Genomic DNA, 18,972 nt, shown 5'->3' on the forward strand with positions numbered 1-18,972 from the left:
TCCGGAAATATCGAGGTCATACCGGAGACTCTGCTTTTTTATGATCCGTGAACAGATAATTGAATATACGGTCGCGGTCGGCGTCCGGGATATGATGAAATTTGACGTGAAGGTATTTCCTGTCATGCGAGACCCGGACGACGGTCGCGTTGAGCGCCAGCCGGTCCATTTTTTTCAGCGTGAGAAAAAGAACGACATTGTCGTTTTCCCCGTAACGTTTATGGGGATTCCATAATGTCGCCCCGTCCCCGCCGAGATCGATGAGTAAGGTCGAAAGCGGCGATTTCATCTCACCCCCGTGTTTGATTTTCACCCGCTCCTTCATTCTTTTTCTGTAATATTTTCTCCGCTGAAGTTTCATGACGTCTTCGGTATGTCTGATGAGGATCGTATCGCCGTGAACGGAAAGGATCGATGAATTAAAATAAAAGATACCGTTTTTTTTCGCGAAAAAAACACGAAGGGGTTCCCCTGAAACGAGGATATCGCCTTGTATCTTCTCAACTCTGATTCTGACGCCGGTGACTTCCTGTCCGGTTATTCTTCCGTGAAACGAATGATTCTTCCCGTGTACGATATAGACGGGCAACTCCGTTATGAGATCGGCCGTCGAGTGTACCGTGCTTTCGTCGCTGAAAACGGTGAAACCCAATCGAATCCTAAGCGCTGCGATAAGCGCTTCATGTGATTTGTCTTTTTGGAGGTAGTTATGGACGGCCGTGTTGAAAAAGACGGGATCGGTCACGAGAAGGTATTTTTTGTATTTACCCCCGCGAATCTCGGATTCGAGCCGCCTGAGCATATCTCTTTCCCGTTCCGACAATCCGAGTCTTAACGAGACGCTTTTGACAATGTCTTCCGATCGTTTTATCAATCGCTTTCGGATCGCTTTTGTTTGCATGACCGACCCGGCAATCAGGAATACAAGGAGAACACAGAGGATCGCGACGAATAAGATGATTTCAAAGGTATCGATATTGAATATACTGAAAAGCCGTGTATCTCTCCCCACATCTATTTGCAGCAATGGTGCAGCCAGGGTGTATACGAAGTCTTTCACGATCGAAGGCGTAACCATAGTCATTGGAATACTATACCCACATTGTCTGGAAATTTCGATCATCAGATTCGCCTTTCTGTTGACCGGTTTCTCATTCTTGTATCGCCGATGGAAAAACGTCAATAGATCAGGGAATACGGCAATACAGTATCATGACGGGTATTGTTACCATTGAAAACGCTGGAATATATCCCGTGCAGCGGGTATTGACAGTGATATTAAAATGAGAGAAACTTCATTTATTGTATTATGACTGTTACGATCATTGACATCATCGGCAGCGGTAAAAGTGCCGCATCGTTTTCGGAAATGCCCGAATCGTCCGGCTTTTCCGGCCGCCTGGTTATAGTATAAATGAAAGCGGGAGATGACTATGGAAGTATGGCCCGGAAATCCGTATCCCCTGGGCGCGACATTCGACGGGGCGGGTACCAATTTTTCGATATTCTCGGAAATAGCTGAAAAAATTGAACTGTGCCTGTTCGATAAACAGGAACGGGAAATACGGGTCCCGATGCCCGAAGTGACCGGCGGGTGCTGGCACGCCTATATCCCGACCATTTATCCCGGACAGATGTACGGCTATCGAGTCTACGGTCCCTGGGAGCCGCACAATGGTCTGCTGTGTAATCCCTCGAAATTGCTGCTCGATCCTTACGCGAAGGCGATCAAGGGCGCGATAAGGTGGAATGATGCGATATTTCCCTTTCTCGCAGAAAACGGTATCAATGAAAAGGACAGTGCCCCGTTCGTTCCAAAGGGTGTGGTCATCAATCCTTACTTTGATTGGACCGAGGATCATAAACCGCGGTTGCCGTGGTCTGAAATGATTGTCTATGAAGTGCATGTCAAGGGTTTTTCATATCTGAATACGGAGATCCCTTCGGAAATAAGCGGGACGTTCAATGCCCTCTGCCATCCGGTTTCCATCGAGTACTTTAAAAAACTCGGGATTACCGCCATCGAACTTATGCCGATCCACCAGTTTATCCATGACGGGCACCTGAAAGAAAAGGGACTCAGGAATTACTGGGGCTATAACACCCTTTCTTTCTTTTCACCACATAACGAGTATGCGATGCATGAAGATCCGGTGATCCGCATCACGGAGTTCAAAAATATGGTAAAGCTGCTGCATAAAGAGGGAATAGAGGTGATTCTCGATGTGGTGTACAACCATACGGCGGAGGGGAACCATCTGGGGCCGATGCTTTCCTTCAAGGGAATCGACAATTCGGCGTATTACCGTCTTTCACCCGAAGACGCCGGCTATTATATCGATTATACGGGAACCGGAAACAGCCTCAATATGAGGAATCCCGCCGTCCTGAGACTCATCATGGATTCGCTGCGGTATTGGGTCGAAGAGATGCATGTCGACGGGTTCCGTTTCGACCTGGCTTCGGCGCTCGCGCGGGAACTCCACGACGTCGACAAATTGTCCGCCTTTTTCGATGTTATCCAGCAGGACCCGGTGATAAGCCAGGTAAAGCTTATCGCGGAGCCATGGGACGTTGGGGAAGGGGGGTACCAGGTCGGTAATTTTCCGACCGGATGGTCCGAATGGAACGGGAAATACCGGGATTGCATCCGTGACTTCTGGCGGGGAACGGATGAAACCCTCAATGAGTTCGCCTACAGAATAACGGGCAGTTCGGATCTCTACGAAAATACAAGCCGGCTTCCCTTCGCGAGTATTAATTTCATTACCTGTCACGACGGGTTCACGCTGCACGATCTCGTTTCATATAACGAGAAACACAATGAAGCCAATGGCGAGGACAACCGCGACGGTGAAAACGAAAACAGATCGTGGAACTGCGGCGTGGAGGGTGAAACGGACGACACGGACATTATCGCGCTGCGGAACCGGCAGAAGAGAAACCTTTTAACCACCCTCATGCTTTCTCAGGGCGTACCGATGCTTTTGGGCGGCGATGAAATCTCAAGGACGCAGGGCGGCAACAACAACGCGTATTGCCAGGACAATGACATCACCTGGTTTCATTGGGACAAAAAAGACGAGGAACTGCTTGATTTCACGACACGCCTCATCCGGTTCAGACAGGACCATCCCGTCTTCAGGCGGCGGCACTGGTTTAAAGGCAGATTCATCCACGGGAGTAATGTGGAGGATATCGGATGGTTTACCATCGCAGGAGATGAGATGGAAGAAAATCATTGGGGGGAAGGATTCGCGAAATCCATCGGTGTATTCCTCAATGGCAAGGCGATATCCAGGCAGGATGAACGGGGCAGGCCGATTGTCGATGATTCGTTTTATCTGCTGTTCAATTCACACCACGAACCCCTTCCCTTCATCCTTCCGGACAAAACGTGGGGGAGGGTTTGGAAAGTGGTGCTGGACACAGCCCGGGGCTGGATGAACAGGGAAATCACTCTCAAAGCACGGGGAAAAATAGACGTAAAAGACAGAAGTCTTGTCGTATTACAGAAAAAGGAATAAGCAATGGCGATACCATCAAGCACATACCGTTTGCAGCTTCACGGGGATTTTGCCTTTGACGATGCGACGGCACAGGTTGATTATCTCGATAAACTGGGAATCAGTCATATATACGCCTCACCGTATCTTCAGGCCGTGCCGGGAAGCAGACACGGCTATGACGTCGTCGACCATACCCTGATAAACGAAGAACTGGGAGGGGAGAAGGCGTACACGAGACTCTTCAGGGAACTCAGAAAAAAGAAGATGGGTATTGTCATGGATATCGTCCCGAATCACATGGCCATTCATGGACCCGAAAACAAGTGGTGGTGGGACGTCCTCGAAAACGGCCCGTCCAGTTCGTATTCGACATATTTTGACGTTGACTGGGAATATCCGCAGGACAGGCCGGACAACAAGGTCCTCCTGCCTATATTGGGCGATCATTACGGCAAGGTACTGGAAAAAGGGGAGATCTTCTGCGAACGGAGGGAAAACAGGTTCCTGATCCGGTATTACGATTATATCTTTCCCGCGGCGCCCAAGTCTCTAATCGAAATATTGATGCCGGTGGCAAACAAATCAAAATCGGATGAACTCGGGTTCGTCGTCAGCGCACTGCACTACCTTCCCAATCCGGATCTGACGGAGAGGGTAAAAACGCGAAGAAGAAGGCGAGACAAGGGTATCCTTATAAGCATCCTCGATCGAATAATTACCGAACAACCGGCGGTAAGGAGACTGATCGACGAGGAAATCGAGTTATTGAACTCGGACAGTGACCGGATGGACAGATTCATTGATTTACAGAATTACCGCCTTGCGTTCTGGAAACTGGCGCGTACGGATCTCGGTTACAGGCGATTTTTCAATATCAACAATCTCGTCGCGTTACGAATGGAGGACGAGGAAGTCTTCGCGGATACGCACGAACTCGTTTTCCGTCTCATCGAGGAGAAAAAAATCGACGGGCTGCGGGTCGACCACCCGGACGGGCTGCGCGATCCCGAAGTATATTTCATACGGTTAAGGGGAAAGGCGCCCGATTTGTGGGTTATCGCCGAGAAAATTCTTCACCGGGGTGAATCCCTGCCGCGGTCATGGCCGGTCCATGGGACGACCGGCTATGATTTTCTCAATTACGCCGGCGGACTTTATGTCGATCCCGGCGGAGAAAGCCTTCTCGACGGTTTCTACTCCCGGTTTACCGGCGAACAACGTGATTACGCGACGATACTTTACGAAAAGAAAAAAATGGTGATGAAGGAAATTCTCGCGAGCGACGTGAACAGGCTGACCGAGCAGCTATTCAGGTTATGCGGAGAAGACAGGATGTACAGGGATTTTATCCGGGAAGAAGTCAAGGCGACCATCGTTGAATATATCGCGTTGCTGCCCGTTTACCGGACATATGTCAGGGACAGCGACGGGAATAAGGTATCCGATATCGACAGGAAAATGATCGACGAGACTATCGCGCGTGCGAAAAAGATGAGGGAAGACATCGATCCGCTTCTTTTTGATTTTCTTAATTCGATCGTGCTTCTGGAAACCGGTGATAAAGAAGCGAAAGAGTTCGCCCTGAGTCTGCAGCAGATGTCCGGACCGGTAATGGCGAAGGGCGCCGAGGACACGGCGTTTTATTGTTACAACAGATTCGTGATGCTGAATGAGGTCGGGGGCGACCCCGGTATATTCGGCACCGCCGTCGAATCCTTTCACCGTTATATGACCCTTGTCTCCGAGGAGTTTCCCCATACCATGACGACGACCTCGACTCACGACACGAAACGGAGTGAGGATGTGAGGGCGAGATTGGCGGTTATTTCGGAGATTCCGGATAAGTGGACGATGTACGTAATCAATGCGGCCCAGAACAATGAGGGGTTCAGAAAAGACGGCATACCGGACAGGAACATGGAATACCTCCTCTACCAGACGATCGTCGGCGCATGGCCGATTACCGCGGAACGCCTTGCGGCTTTCACTGAAAAAGCGGCGAGAGAGGCGAAAATTCACTCGTCCTGGGCACAACCGGATTCTCATTACGAGGAGGTATGCAGGGAGTTCATCGAGACGATTTTGAACAATGAGACATTTCTGGAATATACAAGATCGTTTGTTTCTGAAATAAGTACCGCCGGGAGAATCAACTCACTGTCGCAGACACTCCTCAAGCTGACGGCCCCGGGCGTTCCGGATATTTACCAGGGCACGGAACTGTGGGACTTGAGTCTTGTCGATCCGGACAATAGACGGGCAGTCGATTTCAGGCGGAGAATGGAAATCCTCGGCGAATGCGAAGCGATGAAAGCGGAAGAGGTAATGGACCACATCGATAACGGACACCCGAAATTATGGCTCATATATAAAACACTGAATGTCAGGAAAGAACACCCGGAGTATTTCCACAACGCATCATACAAACCGGCCGAGGTCAAAGGCGGAAAGAGCGATCATGTCGTCGCTTTTATGCGGGGTGAGAATTGCATTACCGTCGTACCGCGGCTGATTAAAAAAAACGGCGGTCTTTGGGATGATACGGAAATCAAACTCGGTGAGGGACGGTGGAAAAATGTGTATGACGGCCGTCTTTACGGGGAGGGCTTTACGAGTATCGCCGAAATATTCCGTGATTTCCCCGTGGCCTTTTTAGTGAGGGAAAAAGAAGGCGGCGGCCCATGAAAAGACGAATATCCGTCTGGTCGCCTTTTAGCCGTAAGGTGGAACTTGTCGCGGGCGACAGACGCTTTGCGATGCGAAAAGAAGACGGCGGGTGGTGGAAAAGCGAGCTGCCGGAAGCCTCATTGGGGGGGGGATATTATTTTTACGTCGACGGAAGCAAACCGCTCCCCGATCCCCGTTCGCTTTCTCAACCATGGGGAGTACATGGGGCGTCATCGGCGGTCGACCACGATTTATTTGAATGGCACGATGGGGGATTCCGGCAAATACCGCTTTCTCAAGCAATCATCTACGAACTTCATATCGGCACATTTACGTCCGAAGGAACCTTCAACGGGTGTATTTCAAAACTGGATTACCTGAAAGATCTTGGTATCACTCATCTTGAACTGATGCCCGTCGCCGGTTATTCCGGCCTGCGGGGATGGGGCTATGACGGCGTCAATCTGTTCGCTCCGCACCGCGCGTACGGCACACCGGATTCCCTCAAACACCTCGTCGACGCGTGCCACCGTAAGGACATGGCCGTTATTCTCGATGTGGTCTACAACCACCTCGGCCCGGAAGGAAACTACCTCGGTTTTTTCGCTCCGTATTTCACCGATATGTATAAAACCCCGTGGGGGAACGCGGTCAATTTCGACGGGGCGTACAGTAATGAAGTAAGACGATTTTATATCGACAATGCCCTCATGTGGCTCAGGGATTATCATTTTGACGGCCTCAGACTCGACGCGGTTCATTCAATCCACGACAGGTCGGCGCTTCACTTTCTCGAGGAATTATCAGTGGCGGTAGACGCCCTGGAAACGGAAACGGGAAGAAATCTGGCGCTGATCGCGGAAAGCGACCTTAATGATCCCCGTTTGATTTTGTCGAGGGACGCCCATGGATACGGGCTTGACGCGCAGTGGAATGACGATTTTCACCACGCCCTTCATGCAATGCTTACCGGAGAAAAAAACGGGTATTACGGCGATTTCGGGTCCATCGAGCACTTCATTCGGGCCTATTGTCACGGATATGTGTATACCGGACAGTACAGCGGTTTCCGAAAACGAAACCACGGAAGACCGGTCCCCGAACGCGCGGGCGAAAGGTTCGTCGTTTTCAGTCAGAATCACGACCAAATCGGAAACAGGGCAAAGGGGGACCGTATCGGGCATCTCGTCGATAAAGAAAAAGTAAAAATTGCGGCGGCTTTAGTTTTGACGTCGCCGTTCGTTCCCCTTATTTTCCAGGGGGAGGAATGGGGGGCTTCCACCCCTTTTCTTTATTTTACCGATCACGGGGACGAGGAGTTGGGTAAGGCAGTGGTCAGGGGGAGAAGGGAAGAGTTTGCCGGGTTCGGATGGAGACCCGAGGATATCCCCGATCCGCAAAAAGAGGAAACCTTTCTCCGTTCGCGCCTCAGGTGGGAGGAAATGGAACGGGAACCGCATGGTGAGCTTCACGACTGGTATGAATCGCTTATAACTCTGCGGAAAAAACATCCCGGTCTCTCGTGCGGAAGGTTCGGCGGCGGAAACGTCACCTTCGATCCGGACCGGATGTGGATGGTCATTCAACGAAACAATTTTCTTGTTTTTTGCAATATATCGGATAAAACAATACGGATTGATAAAGGGTACAAAGGGAAAATTCTCCTCGCCTCATCCGGCAATATCGGTTTCAATGAAGGAAATATCGTTTTGCCGCCCCGCAGTCTCGCGATAATGGAAACCGACGGCTGAAGGCCGAAATCGACGGCTGAAAGCCGAAATCGACGGCTGAAAGCCGAATGGGAGTGTGTTCTCGTTCAAGTTTGTCATTGGAATATGTATAATAACATCAGCAATATAGGGATTTACGTAATACACATGCAGCGGGCGGTGTGTCATATTATAAAAAAGGGACCGTTATCATGACGGAAGAAACCGATTTAAAGAACAGAATTCTCGATTATTGTCTCGATAACAATATGGATATTTCCAGGATATCGTTTGAGGTAAAGGATGACGAAATCATTTTGAACGGGATACTCGATGATGAGGCGCGAAAAAACAAGATGCTCGCCGACATTAACGCATTCTCAGGAGGAAGACGCATAGAAGACCGGATTACCGTAAAGCGATATCCCGAAAAGACAAACGACGAACTCCTTGCGATTCATCTGAATAATCTCCTCCATATCGATCCGCTCATTGATGAACAAAAACTAAACATTGATGTTTTAAACGGGTGTGTGACGATACGCGGAAAACTCGAGACGGGGCTCGAAAAAGACCTGATGAACAGACTCATAACAACGAATCCGCTTGTGAAACGCTTCACGGATTCGACCAGCGTCGAATTAAAACAAAAAGATCAGGAAAAGGTACTTAAAAGAAAAATACATCATATTCTTGCAGATCTGAAATATTTTCGAAGCGACGATATCGATGTCTCGGTGAAAGGCGATATCATCGTCCTTTCGGGCAGGACCGTCAATTGGATACATCGAAACCTCGCCGAAAATGTCATTGCATCCGTATGCCGCAACAGGGAAATTAGAAATAATATAACAATTGTCAAGCGGAGATGATGAATCCTCGTAATCGTGTTGAATAATAACGGAAAAATATGATTAAATATAATATAAGAAGATTGCGGCGTATTTCCGTCATTATACGCCGTTTTATTAGTGCGATAGCGCGAGGAAGGAGGAAAACAAATGAAAGTAAAACAAGGTGACAGCGTTAAAATAAAATGTGTGGGGAAAATGTTCAACGGCAGCAATTTGTTTTCGTACGAGGGGGATAATTCACTCGAGTTTAAAGTGGGAAAAGGGGAGATCATTCCCGGTATCGATGAAATCGTCATGGATATGCATGAAGGCCAGACCAGGGAAGCCGTGCTTCCTCCGGAAAAAGCGTTCGGCAATAAAAGGAATGAACTCGTTATCGATTATTCAAAAGAACTCGTACCGGTCGGAAATATCTATATCGGGGAAGTCCTGGATTTCAAGGATAGAAAGTCGGGCAGGATCGTCAAGGGAAAAATAATCGATATCGATCGTGATAACGTCAAGATTGATTTCAATAATCCTTTTGCCGGGAAGACCATCAAATTCGAGGTGACTGTTTTGGAGATAAACCGGTAGCGGTTTACCGGATAAGCGATTTTTTACCGTTATTTTATCGCAATCGCTTGTTTTCGTTTTTTGGCGCGCAATTCAAACACGGCTACAGGTTTGATGGGAACCGCGGTATAACACGGATGGAAAATTACACAGAGGACATGCGTGATCCGCCGTTTCCCGTACGGAAATAAATGGATTCACCCTCGCCCGTTTCGGCGAAGCGATCTGGCACTATGACGATGGGGAATTCCCCTGCGGCAGATTCCGGCTTACCGCTTTGGGATACAATGCCGGCATGAAACGGTAAAAGTCCGTCATGTCCGGCGGTATGCGGGAATAATAGTATGTGACTGATATATATAAGTATTCTGAATTCATAAGATTTCTAATCAGATTTGCATCAAGAAAATTTCACACAGAGCCCGCAGAGGGCACGGAGGAAGAGGATTACAATTATTTCTCTGTATGCTCTTGAAGCTCTGTGAGAGACCTTGTTGGCGATTTCCTTTTCTCAAATTTTTCAGTAACGATCTTTCCGTTATTTATTGATCTTGTTCGTCATTACGCCACCGTGGGGGTTGTATAAATTTCCGCTGGCTTATAGTATTGTATTAATGCCGCTTTGTATGCCAATCACCCGGTCAAGCCGGGAATATCAATAAAATCCGGATAATGTTTAAGGGAGGTATTCGATGAGTGTAAAAAAAGGCGATGTCGTTAAAATTCGTTATACGGAAAAAACAGATAAAGGTAAAGTGCTTTTTTCGAATAAAGACGGGGATCCGATTGAGGTGACGGTAGGTGAGGGGGATCTGGTAAAGGGGTTTGAAGAAGCGTTGATCGGTATGGAAAAAGGAGATGAGAAAAAGATTGCCGTTGACCCGGAAAAGGGATATGGCCGTAGAAATGACGAACGGATCAAAACCCTGACAAAGGGATACCGTGATGGGGGCGTCAAGAAAGGGGAGGAATATCTTCATTATGATTTCTATACCAAAAGACCGATTAAAGGGACCGTTCTGGAGGTGAAGCCCAAGATATTCATAGTGGATTTCAATCACCGGCTCTGTGACAAGACGCTTCAATACGACATCGAGGTCGTCGGGATCGAAAAACCCGTTTCTCCGCCTTCCGAATAGAAGAAGTACGGAGAAACGCCGCTTTTTTAATACGTATGGACTCGTAAACGAATGATTTTAAGGTTTTTTACCCGTATAAAAGGCGTTGCGAATATATTTTGTTTCGGTATCGAGGGCTGATTTTTCACTGAAAATAAAATCGACGGGAAGAGATGAGCCGATGTCGACAAGAATATCGCGTTCCAGACCGTTACGGCTGACGGTGACGCCGACCCTGTCTCCCGGGGCAAGGCCGTTCAATGCTTCTGTCAGGTCTCCGCTGAATGGTTCTCCGTTGAGTCTGTCTATCCGGTCATATTTCTGGCACCCCGCTTTTTCGGCGGGTGAACCGGGAAATATGTTTATGATCACCGATTCATCAAGGAGTACGCCAAAATAGGGTCGGGGTGTCTTGTTCGCATTCTCAATGACAAACCCACAGGGTGCGGCGCATTGTGCATAAGGAAGTTCTCCGACACCCCTGACGGCGGTGGAAAAAAAGTCATCTAATGACAGACCGGCGATCCGGGAACAGACGGTATAGAAATCATCAATCATATAGCATTTGTTTTTCAGATAGTAATTACGGTAAAGGTAACGGAAAACATCGTCGAGCCCTTTTTCTCCTCCGGTGAGTCCCCGAATACGCAGATCGAGAAGCAGCCCGACTACCGCGCCCTTGTTGTAATAGCTGACTCGCGTGTTGTTACGGTCTGAGTCTTCAGGACCCGAACGGTCGAGCCATGTTAGCAACGATGAGTCGTTGAGGGACGTCTGTGTACGGCCGGGATTCGATTCATATCCGGAGATAACCGCTTCCAGTTTCTCCCTGAACTCCTTTCTCGAAATGAGTCCAGCGCGCAGCAAAAGGACATACTGATAATATTTTGTGAGTCCTTCGACGACCCAGAGACTCTCCGTGTACGTTTCCTTCGATAAATCATAATGGGCGAAACAGCAGGGCCGGATGCATTTGACATTCCATACGTGAAAAAGCTCATGCGCCGTCAGCGTTGTCTTTTCCATAAGGTGCCGCCCGGTGTTCTTCATTTCGGGATCGGTAATCACGGCGGATGACCGGTGTTCCATCGCATCCCATTCGCCCGGACGGACATTGAAGTGAAAGATAAAGCGATAATGAAAAAAGGGGAACCCGCCGAAGAGGTCGCCGGCGGCATCGCAGACACGACGACAATTGTCCGAGAGTTTTTCTTCGAAATCGAAGGTGAAAGGCGACTGATAGACGATGGAAATCCGTTTCCCGTGACTTTGAAAGGCGTATGTCCGTATATGACCGATCGAGATGGGACAATCGACAAGATGCAGATAGTTCCGGGCATGAAAGACGAATGGATCTTTAGTTGCGGGGAGTGCGGTCGCGATCTCCCAATCCTTTTCTTCAGGGAGTTTGACGGAAAGCAGTATCGGCAGGCGGCGTAATGCGACCGGATACATAAAGACCGATGCTCCGTTGATGAGCGCGCCGTTTGAATGAAGCTGGCTGAACGTCCCCGACATATAGTTTGCGTACACACGGTACGTGACGGTAATGCCTTCAGGCGCTGGGCCGGATATCCGCCATGTCTGTTTGTCCCGTCTCCGCAGCGCAAGTTCTTCTCCGCTCCCGTTCCGATACGCCCTCACATCGCGGACATGCCGGGCAAAATCCATGATCCTGTATTTCCCGGGCGACCACGCGGGCATCGCGATGTCGAAAAAAGACGGGATTGCGGTGTCGGTCAGGATTGAAATTGAAATGTAATGTGTATGTGGTGCTTTCATATCGACGGTATAGTGCAATACGCGGCTATCGCGGGGTGCAATCGCTTTGGCATCCGGAGGAAAGAGGTCTTCGATCGAGCGGCACCCGGCGACATGGAGCAGTACGGTACAAACCATCGCCGTAAAGACCCGATATCTTTTTTTCATCGTGTTACCATCCTGTATCGCGTACGACCGGCGCGCCCGCTACTTTACCGCCCTGAGAAAAGCGACCGTATGCTTCCATACAACACTCGTTTCCCCCAGTTCCCGTTTCATACCGGCAACCATATCTTCGAACTCCGAATCCGTGAGTATCTTTTTGAGGGCCGTTCCGTAGCCCGTCCGTTCACCTCCGTCCGTCCTGAACCACCGTTCGATATCCTTTTCACGGATGTACCGTTCCTCCCTGTATGTCTTTCGTTTTTTTTCGATATCGCGGAACTTCATGTCGCGAAACAGTGAATAGAGGTCGTCTTCCGTCCAGTTGACGATGGGATTGTCGGGTGAATGGTACACTTCATCCTCCACGGTTCGCATCGCGGCAAGGAGTTTTTCGCCCAGCGGAAGGAGTTCCTCGAGGCCGGAGAGTCTCTGGGTCCGTGAGGGGATGATTTCGGCAATCGAAATTTTTCCTCCCCCGGACAGAAGAGAATGGTATCGGTTCACCGTTATCTGTTTATCGGTACGGCCGGTGAGGGTGTTGCGCCCGACGATCGCGTCGAATTGCGTTATATCCGTATCCCCATCAGGGCCGCCGAAGGCGACCGTCTCGATGTCACCCGTTACCAGTATCGGTTTTTCGAATTCGGCGAAACTTCCGGCATAATGTTCGAGGGATTTCCTTTCCTCATCGCGGGCGACAATACCGACGACACCCCCTTCGGGAACCTTGCGCAAAGCCTCCCAGAGAAGCAGGCCGTCCTTACAAGAAAGGACGAGCACCGTTTCATGGCGCCGGAACGGGATACCCGAAAATATTTCATCGCGAATGTCGCCGAGCATCACCGAACGCGTGCTTGCCGCCCGCTCGAACCACACGTCCCTGGTTCTGTCCGGCGGGGAAAAGGTGAGAACCTCGGGCGAAGCCTGTCCCGTGACGGCGGCGAGCTGGGCTTCCCTCCGGCGGTTGAGAAGCGTCTTTATGGCCGCCTCATATCCCGTTTCTCCGGGCCGATAGAAGACACTTCCTTTCAGCGAATCGGGCAGGTATTGTTGAGCGACCCAGTGATCTCTGTAGGCGTGCGGATAGAGGTACCCTTTTCCGTGACCGAAAGCGTTTTTGTCCCTGTTCGAGTCTTTCAGGTGATTCGGGACATCCATATCCGCCTCGTTACTCACGGTATCTATCGCATCGAAAAAACCGAACGCGGAATGGGATTTCGGACAGGTGGAAAGATAAAGCACGGCATGGGCCAGATGAAAGCGTCCTTCCGGCATACCGACGCGATCGAATGAGGCGGCCGCCGCTTCCGTGATCGTGAGTGCCGTGGGATCGGCCATTCCCACATCCTCACAGGCAAAGATAAGCATTCTTCGGAAGATAAAGCGGGGATCTTCACCGGCGTGAACCATTTTCGCGCACCAGTAGAGGGCGGCATCGGGGTCCGAACCGCGCAATGATTTGATGAACGCGCTTGCGGTGTCAAAGTGGTAGTCCCCTTCCTTGTCATAGAGGACCGCCTTTTTTTGTATACTTTGTTCGGCGATTTCAAGGGTAATGTGAATTGTTTCTCCGTCAGGCGGTGGAAATAACTCAGGGGTCGTTTCGACCGCCAGTTCAAGCGCGTTGAGCAGGCTGCGTGCATCCCCATTCGCCACATGGATGAGGTGATCGAGGGCATCATCGTCGCAGATGACCGTGAATTTCCCGTACCCCCGTTCCGTGTCGCAGAACGTCATCCGAACGATACGCCTGAGATCAAAGGCGGTCAAGGGCTTTAACTGAAATATCCTGCTTCTGCTTAGAAGCGCCCGATTGACTTCGAAGTAGGGATTTTCAATCGTCGCGCCGATGAGGATGATCGTGCCGTTTTCAACCCAGGGGAGCAGGGCGTCCTGCTGTGCCTTGTTCCAGCGATGCACTTCATCGACGAAGAGGATCGTTTTCTGATCGTAGGCAACGCGGTAATCCTGAGCTTTTTTTACGGTTTCCCGGATTTCCTTTACGCCGGCAAGAACGGCATTTATGGTAACGAAATTGCTCTTTGTCGTATTCGCGATAACGCGTGCCAGGGTGGTTTTGCCGGTACCGGGGGGGCCGTAAAAGATGACGGATGTTATCTGATCCGCCTTGATCGCCCTTCGGAGAAGTCTTCCCGGACCGATTATATGCTCCTGGCCGACATACTCATTGAGTGTTCGCGGGCGCATTCTCGCGGCGAGGGGTTCGAATCCGGGGGAGGCGGCGGAAGAGAAAAGTTCCATGGATGCAGTATAAAGGAAAAAAATCGTTTATACCAGTATCATGTTTGGCCGCGGTATATCCGGGTTAATGATCAACGTATTCCGCTTCGTCTTTCAAGGTCTCCTTGATGAGTTGCATCTCCCGTTCCCGTAAAAAGTAGTTCCTGTTGATAATTTCATTCTCTTCGTTTTCCGCGTCGCCGCTAAACGGTATTTTCAGGTTGTTCAGAAAAGCGAGTCGTTTGTTCAGAAGCCTTGAACCCTCCTTTTTATTTCCCATGTTGATGAGGGTTTTCGACAGTTCATAACAATAAGTGTATTCTCCTTCTTCTCCGTATGTATCCGCGGTGTGGCATTCATTCGTGACAAGATTATGGATTTTCTCCACATATTCCCTCAGATCCATCATTCGAATAAAAGCAAATACTTCCCTGTAGAGATCGTCTTTTTTTTTGCCCAGGAGTATCGAAAAGAGTTCCGGAGCCGCTTTTTTACTTTTAAGGTTGCCCAGGGTGATAATGATTTCCTTCAGGATGGCGGACTGTTTTTCCGTCTTGAGCAGCTGTATGAGAATATCCTCGATTTCGATGATATTGTATTTTCCGATAAGGTGAATTGCCTTGATTCGGGAAAAATCGGTGTTCCAATGATTGGCGACAATATCGATGATAAGTCCTTTGTATGCTTCAACGCCCCGTTTCGAAAGCCGTTCGATAATCATATCGATTGAGAGATAGGCTTCTTCACAGATGTCCATGTCTTCATCGTGCCTTAGCGTCTCGATAAGCTGGGGCAGCGCCTTCAGTGTCCCGTCTTTTCGCAGCGCTCTGATCGCAAAATACCGCTCATACGGGTCTTCGTTATCGAGCTTGCTGAGATGCCATTTCTCGCGGTATATCCAGGTGAGGAGGAACATCACCAGTTTTCTAATGGCAAAGAAGCCAATGATAAAAAGAACAACCCCGGCAATATAGATTATCCACATATTTTGAGAAAAAACGTCGGTAAAAATATCCATGAATAATGTTTATTTATCCCTGCTATGCTTAAATAAATTATCCGAGAAGTCGCACGTAACAAGATGATACCGCATTCTCATACTCTCATTATAATTTAAAAAACCAAAATTACAAGCGTCTGTTTTATCCGTATGGCGGATTTCCGCCTGTCGCCAAAGGTACTTTTTTTCTTCGTTTATTGAAATTGGCGGCGGATATAGTATACTTTATGAGGAGTGCATGAATGAATGTGAATAAACGGCTTCGTCGGATATATTCGAACGCGGGTCCTGAAATTCAATCGAAATCGATCGCGCTTTTCTATGTCGTCGTCTTTCTGGCAATCGCGGGAATCGTCCTTACCGCACGCTCGTTTCTCACCCGGTTTTCCGTTGCGGCGTTCGGGGGATTCATCCTTGTCATCGCAAACATCGTCACGATCGCACTGCTTATTTCCGGCAGATACAAGGTTGCGGTCAATATTACGCTTGCCGTCTCGTATCTCGTCATCTCGTATGTTAATCTGACGACACAATCGGTCGGACCGTCGGAATATTTGACCTCGACCATCGGCTATTTCGCACCGATTATCGTCTCTGTCGCCGTTTACGGGTACGCTAGGTGGCAGGGCGCCGCGATGAGCGCCGGCGCCGTCATTAATCTGGTGCTTGTCTATATTTTCCGGTCCCTGCCGGCGTTCAGGGAAGGCCTTATCGATCATCCTTTCTCGAACCTCATCGCCACATTCATCTCTCCCGTCCTCATCGGGCTTTTTATTTTTATTATTCAGACCAATTATCAGACGGCGCTGCGCATGTCGAGAAGCGCGGAACTGCGCTCGCGGACGGGATACGAAAAGGCGGCGGGCGTGATTGAATCGGTGCGCCGGGGGCTTTCGGCGGGAAAGGAACTGAACGCATCCGCGGAAAAGACGGTGACACTCACCGAATCCATCAAGAAGGAACTGGAGTCGATGCGGAACGAGATCGCCCGGTTGTGCGGGCAGGTCGTCGAGGTGCAGGAGTATCAGCGGAAGATGCTCGATCGGCGTGATATCATCCGGGCAAGGATGGACGATCAGTCCGCCGCGGTAAACGAATCGTCGAGTTCGATCAATCAGATGGCCTCATCGATCCGGTCCATTTCCGTTTCGGCAAGGGAACGGCAGGCACTTCTGGAATCGCTCCGGCAGTCGGCAAAGGACGGCGCCGAACAGCTTGATGAATCGCTTTCCGCCTTTGACGGGATAAAAAAATCGTCCGAGGAAATGATGGAGATAATAAGCGTGATCGAAGGGATCGCCGGAAGAACGAACCTTCTCGCCATGAATGCCGCCATCGAAGCGGCACATGCGGGTGAAGCGGGGAAGGGGTTTTCGATAGTCGCGGATGAAATCCGCACGCTTTCAGAGGAGACGAATGAGAACTCGCGGGCAATAAGGAATTTACTCGAAGAGAACGCCCGGTTGATCGGGACGACAAGTGAAACGGGAAGCGTGAACATCCGGCAAATATTCGGGCTGGTCGAAAAACTCGGCGGAATATCGAGCGCCATGGAGGAGATTCTCTACGGCATGGAAGAGTTGGGAAGCGGTGCCGGAGAAATACTTTCAACCGTGGGAGTCTTGAAAGACTCAAATGATGAAGCGAATGTCTCTCTTAATGAAATAGGTTCTCTTATTTCGGGCGGTTCGGATACGGTCGAAACAATCCATGAAGTAGCCGGTGTCGTCGAAGTGCGTATCGCAACGATCATCGATAGTTCGGACGCGATCGTAAACGAGGCGAAAACGGTATTTTCCATAGGAAGGCGGAACGAGCAGAATATACGCGGCCTGGAAGAGGCGGTCGACGACATCAAGACCGCCATGGATGAAGAAGATAAAGTCGATACGTAGAAGCGGAAGATGAGCGGGGATTGAGAACGAATGCCCCGTCCTCTGCTTGACACGGTTCGATCCTTCATTTACCATGATACCGCATTCGGCCGGATGTGCATAAATGATCGTTAACGGAAAAGGGAATATATGCCTGAAAACAACAAATTGAAAACCTTTGTCATCGACACAAACGTCCTTATACATAAACCCGACGCCATCCTCTCCTTTCGGGACAATGAGGTTGTCATACCCCTTTGGGTCCTCGAAGAATTGGATAATCTGAAAACAGCCGGCGGTGAAAAAGGAAGAAACGCGCGAAGCGCGGTACGTTTTCTCGATGAAATGGGTAAGAAGGGTTCTTTGAGTGAGGGGGTGATGATGGACAATGGGTCTGTCCTTCGCGTTGTCCTCACCTTCGACAACAAGATACCTATCGGTTTCAATGTCGAAAAAACCGATAACAAGATTTTACTGACCGCCGTCTCGCTTCACCAGGAGGGGAAGCAGGTGTTTTTTGTTTCAAAAGATATCAACGCGCGGGTCAAGGCGATTTCTCTGGGATTAAAGGCCGTCGACTATGAAAAGCAGAAGGTGGACATCCATAACCTTTACCCGGGAGTAAAGGAGCTGGACGGTTCCGAGCAGATTATGAAGACACTGATAGAAGAAGGACAGATCGAATGGAAAGAGTCGTGTTATCCGAATCAGTATGTCGTTTTCAAACGCGGGAATGAGGGCAAACGGGAAGATATTATCATCACCCGCTTCAACAGGACCAAGAAAAAGCTGGTTCGAATTACTTCACATTCACGAAGCGTGTGGGGGGTGAAGCCATTGAACGCGCGGCAGAAGATCGCCTTTGATCTCCTCCTCGACGATTCGATCCCGCTTGTCACCCTTGTGGGAAAAGCGGGAACCGGCAAAACCCTTCTTTCGATTGCGGCCGGGCTCAAAAAAGCGCATGACACCGACAGTTATACCAGGCTGCTTATATCGCGCCCGCTTGTTCCACTTGGAAAGGATATCGGATATCTGCCCGGGGACAAGGAGGCAAAACTCAAAAACTGGATGCAGCCCCTTTTCGATAATCTCGAATACATAATCAACAGCTACAAAAAAGTCAATTTTACCACGATCCAGGAACTTGTCACGCAGAATTTCATTGAAATCGAGGCGCTTACCTTTATACGGGGCAGAAGCCTTCCTCATCAGTTTATCATTATCGATGAGGCGCAAAATCTTTCCCCGCACGAGGTAAAAACGATTGTCAGCAGGGCGGGGGAGGGGACGAAGGTCGTACTGACCGGAGATCCTTACCAGATCGATACCCCCTACCTCGATTCCAATTCAAACGGGCTGAGTTACCTTGTGGAAACATTCAAGGGCCAGGATCTCTACGGTCATATCACACTGGAAAAGTCGGAAAGAAGTACCCTCGCCGAACTCGCAGCCGAATTGCTGTAATTCATTCGTTTTTACGATATGCGATGGTGCGTATCGATCGCTTCCCCGCAGC

Annotated in this window: 12 protein-coding genes; 8 read left to right on the plus strand and 4 right to left on the minus strand. The window is 49.6% G+C overall.

Features of this window, described 5'->3' with window-relative positions; translation table 11 throughout:
* Positions 1-16 precede the first annotated feature (16 nt).
* Positions 17-1,123: a PilZ domain-containing protein gene (locus JW881_18125; GenBank protein ID MBN1699444.1), complete on the minus strand. Its 1,107-nt coding sequence runs from the start codon at positions 1,121-1,123 to the stop codon at positions 17-19.
* Positions 1,124-1,433: 310 nt separating this feature from the next.
* On the opposite strand from JW881_18125, the gene glgX reads away from it, so the two are divergent.
* The 6 genes from glgX to JW881_18155 all read left to right on the plus strand — a co-directional run bounded on the left by glgX (position 1,434) and on the right by JW881_18155 (position 10,433).
* Positions 1,434-3,527, plus strand: a complete 2,094-nt coding sequence (gene glgX, locus JW881_18130) for a glycogen debranching protein GlgX (protein MBN1699445.1) — start codon at positions 1,434-1,436, stop codon at positions 3,525-3,527.
* Positions 3,528-3,530: 3 nt separating this feature from the next.
* Positions 3,531-6,194, plus strand: coding sequence for a malto-oligosyltrehalose synthase (gene treY / locus JW881_18135; protein MBN1699446.1), 2,664 nt, complete (start codon positions 3,531-3,533; stop codon positions 6,192-6,194).
* Complete coding sequence (gene treZ / locus JW881_18140) at positions 6,191-7,927, plus strand: malto-oligosyltrehalose trehalohydrolase (GenBank protein MBN1699447.1); 1,737 nt, start codon at positions 6,191-6,193, stop codon at positions 7,925-7,927. The genes treY and treZ overlap by 4 nt, the downstream gene beginning before the upstream one ends.
* A gap of 170 nt (positions 7,928-8,097) precedes the next feature.
* Entirely contained in the window at positions 8,098-8,757 is a 660-nt protein-coding gene (locus JW881_18145; protein MBN1699448.1) for a BON domain-containing protein, read from the plus strand.
* A 129-nt stretch (positions 8,758-8,886) separates the two neighbouring features.
* Positions 8,887-9,315: an FKBP-type peptidyl-prolyl cis-trans isomerase gene (locus tag JW881_18150; GenBank protein ID MBN1699449.1), complete on the plus strand. Its 429-nt coding sequence runs from the start codon at positions 8,887-8,889 to the stop codon at positions 9,313-9,315.
* A 671-nt stretch (positions 9,316-9,986) separates the two neighbouring features.
* Positions 9,987-10,433: an FKBP-type peptidyl-prolyl cis-trans isomerase gene (locus JW881_18155; GenBank protein ID MBN1699450.1), complete on the plus strand. Its 447-nt coding sequence runs from the start codon at positions 9,987-9,989 to the stop codon at positions 10,431-10,433.
* A gap of 57 nt (positions 10,434-10,490) precedes the next feature.
* On the opposite strand, the gene JW881_18160 is transcribed toward JW881_18155, so the two are convergent.
* From JW881_18160 to JW881_18170, 3 genes are all read right to left on the minus strand, one after another.
* Positions 10,491-12,341 (minus strand): M61 family metallopeptidase, encoded by a 1,851-nt coding sequence (locus tag JW881_18160; protein MBN1699451.1) that lies wholly within the window; start codon positions 12,339-12,341, stop codon positions 10,491-10,493.
* A gap of 39 nt (positions 12,342-12,380) precedes the next feature.
* Positions 12,381-14,600 (minus strand): AAA family ATPase, encoded by a 2,220-nt coding sequence (locus JW881_18165; protein MBN1699452.1) that lies wholly within the window; start codon positions 14,598-14,600, stop codon positions 12,381-12,383.
* A 64-nt stretch (positions 14,601-14,664) separates the two neighbouring features.
* On the minus strand, positions 14,665-15,597 hold the full coding sequence (locus JW881_18170; protein ID MBN1699453.1) for a HEAT repeat domain-containing protein: 933 nt from the start codon (positions 15,595-15,597) through the stop codon (positions 14,665-14,667).
* A gap of 224 nt (positions 15,598-15,821) precedes the next feature.
* Between JW881_18170 and JW881_18175 the strand changes: the two genes are divergently transcribed.
* The gene (locus JW881_18175) at positions 15,822-17,474 is read left to right on the plus strand and encodes a hypothetical protein (protein MBN1699454.1); all 1,653 of its coding nucleotides are present in this window, start codon (positions 15,822-15,824) and stop codon (positions 17,472-17,474) included.
* A 129-nt stretch (positions 17,475-17,603) separates the two neighbouring features.
* A complete protein-coding gene (locus JW881_18180; GenBank protein MBN1699455.1) occupies positions 17,604-18,920 on the plus strand; it encodes a PhoH family protein in 1,317 nt (438 codons plus the stop codon).
* Positions 18,921-18,972 lie beyond the last annotated feature (52 nt).

This window comes from Spirochaetales bacterium (genome assembly GCA_016930085.1).
Classification (GTDB): Bacteria; Spirochaetota; Spirochaetia; order SZUA-6; family JAFGRV01; genus JAFGHO01.